Here is a 4,912-nt window from a genome sequence, read left to right on the forward strand (position 1 = left end):
CCCGGGTTTCCCCGGGCCACGCCGCCACCCCAAGAAGACCGAGGGATCGCCCGGAGATGACCAAGTCCGAATTGATCGAGGTGCTGTCGCGGCGCCAGGCGCATCTCAAGGCCGACGACGTGGACCTGGCCGTCAAGACCCTGCTCGAAATGATGAGCAGCGCCCTGACCCAGGGGGAACGCATCGAGATCCGCGGTTTTGGCAGCTTCTCGCTGCACTTCCGCCCGCCGCGCCTGGGTCGTAACCCCAAGACCGGCGAGTCCGTGGCCCTGCCCGGAAAGTACGTCCCGCACTTCAAGCCGGGCAAGGAACTCCGCGACCGGGTCAACGCGCGCAACGCGCCGGACGCACCCGTCGCTACTGCACCGCACGCCGAAGGCTGAGCCCACCGGCCCCAATCGGCTAAGCTTGCCGCCGACGGGTACCGGGAATAACGCGCATGCGACTGATCAAGGCCCTGCTGGCACTGCTGTTCGTCGTTTTCGGCGTGCTGTTTGGCGCGCTCAACCGCGAACCGGTCAGCATCGACCTGGGCATCTGGCAGGTCCAGACCCTGTCCCTGGGCACCAGCCTGCTGCTGGCCGTACTGGCCGGCGCGATCCTGGCCGGCTTCGTGCTCACCGCATCGGTCATCTGGCCGCTGCGCCACCGCATGCGCCGCGACAAACCCGCGGCACCCGCCGTGGCCCCTGGTCCGGAAGACCATGACTGAACTCGCCTGGCTGTTCCTGCTGCTGCCGGTGGCGGCGGGTGGTGGCTGGCTGGCGGGTCGCCGCGGTGGCGAACGCCGGGGCGGTGCGCGTGTCTCGCGCCTTTCGAACACCTACTTCCGTGGCCTGAACTACCTGCTCAACGAACAGCAGGACAAGGCCATCGAGGTTTTCCTGCAGATCGCCGCCGTCGACAAGGACACGGTCGAGACCCAGTTCGCGCTGGGCCACCTGTTCCGCCGTCGCGGCGAGGTTGATCGCGCCATTCGCCTGCACCAGAGCCTGGTCGCGCGCCCTGGCCTGAGCGACGAACAGAAAACCCGCGCCGTGCTGGCCCTGGGCGAGGACTACATGCGCGCCGGCCTGCTCGACCGCGCCGAAACCCTGTTCACCGACCTGGTGCGCATGGGCGTGCTGGCGCCGCAGGCGCTGCGCCACCTGATTTCGGTCTACCAGGCCGAACGCGACTGGGCCAAGGCGATCGAACACGCGCGCAAGCTCGAGGACGCCGGCGGCGAACCCATGGGCAAGCTGATCGCGCAGTTCCACTGCGAGCTGGCCGAAATGGCCCGGCTGGGCGGCGACCTCGCCAGCGCCCGCAGCCACGTGGCCGATGCCTATGCGGCCGACAGCCACTCGGTGCGCGCCGGCCTGGTCGAAGCGCGGCTGGAGCTGGCCGAGGGCAACGACGCAGCCGCCATCCGCGCCTTCGAGCGCGTGGCCCGCCACGACATCGAGTTCCTGCCCGAAATCCTCGAGCCCCTGCTGGCCTGCTACGAACGCCGCGGCGAATCGGCGCGTGCCCGCGGCTTCCTGCTCGAGATGATCGAACACTATCCGGGTGTTTCACCGGTGCTGGCCCTTACCCGCATGTTCGAACGCGAGGAAGGCAAGGGCGCCGCGCTGGAGTTCCTGTCCCGGCAGCTGCGCCAGCGGCCCTCGGTGCGCGGCGAGGCGGCCTTCATCGAACTGAGCCTGCGCGATGGCGACTCCGACCCGGCCGTGGCCCTGAAGACGCTCAAGCAGATCACCGAGCAGCTGGTGGTTCGCACGCCCGGCTATCGCTGCCAGCGCTGCGGTTTTGGTGCCCGTGCCCATCACTGGCAGTGCCCGGGCTGCAAGAGCTGGGGCAGCATCAAACCCGTGCACGGCGCGGTCAGCGAGTGATGCCGATGCCCTCGTACTGGCTGCTGGCGATGCTGTCGCTGGCCGGCGGCTTCGGCCTGGCCCTGGCTTGGCGGACCTTGGCGCTTCGGCGCGGCGTGATGGATGCGCCCGACGAACGCCGCCTGCACGCCACGCCCACCCCGCGCGGTGGTGGCGTCGGCATCGCGCTGGTGCTGCTGGCTGCTTCGCCCTGGCTGGGGCAGGGCAGGGGCTGGTTCGCGGCCGGGCTGGTGTTGTGCGCCGGCGCCGGCCTGGTGGACGACCTGCGGCATCTGCCGCCGCTGGCCAAGGGCCTGCTGCAGGCGGCCGGCGCGGCCTGCCTGGCGGTCGCCTTCCCGCTGCTGCCCGAGCTCTGGGGCGCGGCCATGGGCCATGTGCTGGCCTGGGGACTGGTGCTGGTGCTGGTGAATTTCTGGAACTTCATGGATGGCAGCAACGGCATGGCGGCCAGCCAGGCCCTGCTCGCCGCCCTGGGCCTGGCGGCGCTGGTGCCCGCGCTGGCGGCGGCGACCTGGCTGGCGGTGGCGCTGGCGGCGGCCTGCCTGGGTTTCCTGCCGCTGAACTTCCCGCGGGCGCGACTGTTCCTGGGTGACGTGGGCAGCCATGCCCTGGGTTACGGCATCGCCGCGCTGGTGCTGATGGCCTCGGCGTCCATTGATGGCGCGCCCTGGCTGCTGCTGCTGCCGGTGTCGGCGATGGTGATCGATGCCGGCCTGACCCTGCTTTCGCGTGCGCGCCGCCGGCAGGTGCTGTGGCGCGCGCATCGCGAACACCTCTACCAGCGCGCCGTGGCCCACGGCTGGAGCCACGCCGGAATCTGCGGGCTTTACGCCGGCTGGACCCTGGTCGCGGTCGCCCTGGCCTCGTGGCTGCTGCGCCAGCCGGCGCCCTGGTCCCTGGCGGGCAGCGGGATGGCCCTTGGATTTGGCATCATTGCGTATTCGCTCCTTGGGCGCGCCTGGCCACGGCCGGCAGCGACCGGGCGTTCCCCCCACGGAAGTCCCGCCGGATGAGATCCGCCATACAAAGCCTCACCAGCCTGGTTCCCCGGCTGCTGATCGTCCTGCACGACCTGGCGATGATCGTCGCCGTCTGGCTGGGCCTGCGCTGGCTGGCCGCCATGGCCGGTGCGCCGCCGGCGCCTTCGCTGGCCACCGAGCTGGTGGTGGCGGTGATCACCCAGGGCATCGTCCTGCAGCTGGTGGGCCTGTACCAGGGCCTGTGGCGCTTCGCCAGCGTGCCCGACCTGGCCAACCTGGTGCGCGGGGCGCTGCTGGGCGTGCTGCTGATCGTGGCCATCCTGTTCCTGATCGGTTTGTTGCCCGACGTGCCGCGGCGCGTGCTGTTCCCTTACCCGGTGGCCCTGGTGGTGATGCTGGGGCTGCCGCGCGTGCTGTACCGGCTGTGGAAGGACTACCGCCTGCGCACCACCAACGCCGATGCCAAACGCGTGCTGGTGCTCGGCGCCGGCCGCACCGCGGAAAACCTGCTGCGCGAACTGGCCAGCGACGGCCGCTACTCGGCGGTCGGCCTGCTCGACGACAACCCGGCGCTCAAGGGCGCCAAGGTGCGCGGCGTGCCGGTGCTGGGCCCGATCGGAGACCTGCCGTACATCGCCCAGGAAACCGCGCCCAACCTGCTGGTCATCGCCATGCCCTCGGCCAGCGCCAGCGAAATGCAGCGCGTGGTCGAACTGTGCGACGACACCGGCCTGCCGTTCCGCGCCGCGCCGCGCCTAACCGATGTCCTGGCCGGCCGCCCGCAGCGCCTGGAGCTGTCAGAGGTCCGCATCGAAGACCTGCTGGGGCGTCCGCCGGTGGAATTCGACCCGACCCTGGGCATGGGATCGGTAACGGGCAAGCGCGTGCTGGTGACCGGCGCCGGTGGATCCATCGGCTCGGAGCTGGCTCGCCAGTGCGCCGCCGCCGGCGCGGCCGAGCTGATCGTCTTCGAGCGCGCCGAACTACCGCTGTGCGAGATCACCGAAGAACTGGCCCGGCGCTTCCCGGACGTGCCGGTGGTGCCCCTGCTGGCCGACTGCGGCGACCCGGTGGCCTGCACGATCGCCCTGGCCGGCAAGGTCGATTACGTCTTCCACGCCGCTGCCTGCAAACAGGTGCCTCTGCTTGAAACGCAGACGCGCGAGGCGCTGCGCAACAACGTCGTTGCATCGTCGGTGCTGGCGCGTGCCTGCCGCGAGGCCGGCGTCGACAACTTCGTGCTCATCTCCACCGACAAGGCCATCTGCCCGGTGAACGTGCTGGGCGCCAGCAAACGATTCGCCGAGCTGGCCTGCCAGGCCGAGCTCGAGGGCAGCGCGGTGCGCCTGTCGGTGGTGCGCTTTGGCAACGTGCTCGATTCGGCCGGCAGCGTGGTGCCGCTGTTCCGCCAGCAGATCGCCGCCGGCGGGCCGGTCACGGTCACCCATCCGGAGGTGACGCGTTATTTCATGACCATTCCCGAAGCCTGCCAGCTGATCCTGCATTCGGTCAGCCTGGCCAGCGAAAACGGCGCGGTTTACGCGCTGGACATGGGCCGCCCGGTGGCCATCCGGGAACTGGCCGAACAGATGATCCGCCTCAGCGGCAAGCGTCCGGGCATCGATATTGCAGTGAGTTACACTGGCCTGCGTCCGGGCGAAAAGCTGCACGAAATCCTTTTCCACCCGCAGGAGCGCTACCAGCGCACCCGCCACCCGCGCATCCTCCAGGCCAAGCCCCGCGAAATCGGCACCGGCCACCTTCGCCAGCTGCTGGCAAGCCTGGACGCGCTGCTTGCCGATCCGGGCGCCACCGACGCGCTGACCGACCTGCTGCGCGACGCCGTGCCGGAATACCGGCCGGAAGCCCGCCAGGGCGACGACCCGTATCCGGCGGACCTCAAACCCGACTGACGAGAACCGAATGACTTCCCGAATCAGAAAGGCCGTATTCCCCGTCGCGGGCCTGGGCACCCGCTTCCTCCCCGCCACCAAGACCGTGCCCAAGGAAATGCTGCCGGTGGTCGACAAGCCGCTGATCCAGTACGCGGTGGAC

General features: G+C 70.1%; 6 protein-coding genes. All 6 read left to right on the forward strand.

Going from position 1 to position 4,912, the window contains the following annotated elements; genetic code table 11:
• The first annotated feature begins 56 nt into the window (after positions 1 to 56).
• Positions 57 to 383, forward strand: coding sequence for an integration host factor subunit beta (locus AACZ35_RS12405; protein WP_339829781.1), 327 nt, complete (start codon positions 57 to 59; stop codon positions 381 to 383).
• Positions 384 to 439: 56 nt separating this feature from the next.
• Positions 440 to 712 (forward strand): lipopolysaccharide assembly protein LapA domain-containing protein, encoded by a 273-nt coding sequence (locus AACZ35_RS12410; protein ID WP_339829773.1) that lies wholly within the window; start codon positions 440 to 442, stop codon positions 710 to 712.
• Positions 705 to 1,877 (forward strand): lipopolysaccharide assembly protein LapB, encoded by a 1,173-nt coding sequence (lapB, locus tag AACZ35_RS12415; RefSeq protein WP_339829775.1) that lies wholly within the window; start codon positions 705 to 707, stop codon positions 1,875 to 1,877. Before AACZ35_RS12410 ends, lapB begins: the two co-directional genes overlap by 8 nt.
• On the forward strand, positions 1,877 to 2,890 hold the full coding sequence (locus AACZ35_RS12420) for a lipopolysaccharide biosynthesis protein (protein ID WP_339829777.1): 1,014 nt from the start codon (positions 1,877 to 1,879) through the stop codon (positions 2,888 to 2,890). The genes lapB and AACZ35_RS12420 overlap by 1 nt, the downstream gene beginning before the upstream one ends.
• On the forward strand, positions 2,887 to 4,770 hold the full coding sequence (locus AACZ35_RS12425) for a nucleoside-diphosphate sugar epimerase/dehydratase (protein ID WP_339829779.1): 1,884 nt from the start codon (positions 2,887 to 2,889) through the stop codon (positions 4,768 to 4,770). The genes AACZ35_RS12420 and AACZ35_RS12425 overlap by 4 nt, the downstream gene beginning before the upstream one ends.
• A gap of 10 nt (positions 4,771 to 4,780) precedes the next feature.
• The coding region (locus AACZ35_RS12430) for a sugar phosphate nucleotidyltransferase (RefSeq protein WP_339829783.1) at positions 4,781 to 4,912 on the forward strand (132 nt) is incomplete at its 3' end.

This window comes from uncultured Arenimonas sp. (genome assembly GCF_963976025.1).
Classification (GTDB): Bacteria; Pseudomonadota; Gammaproteobacteria; order Xanthomonadales; family Xanthomonadaceae; genus Arenimonas.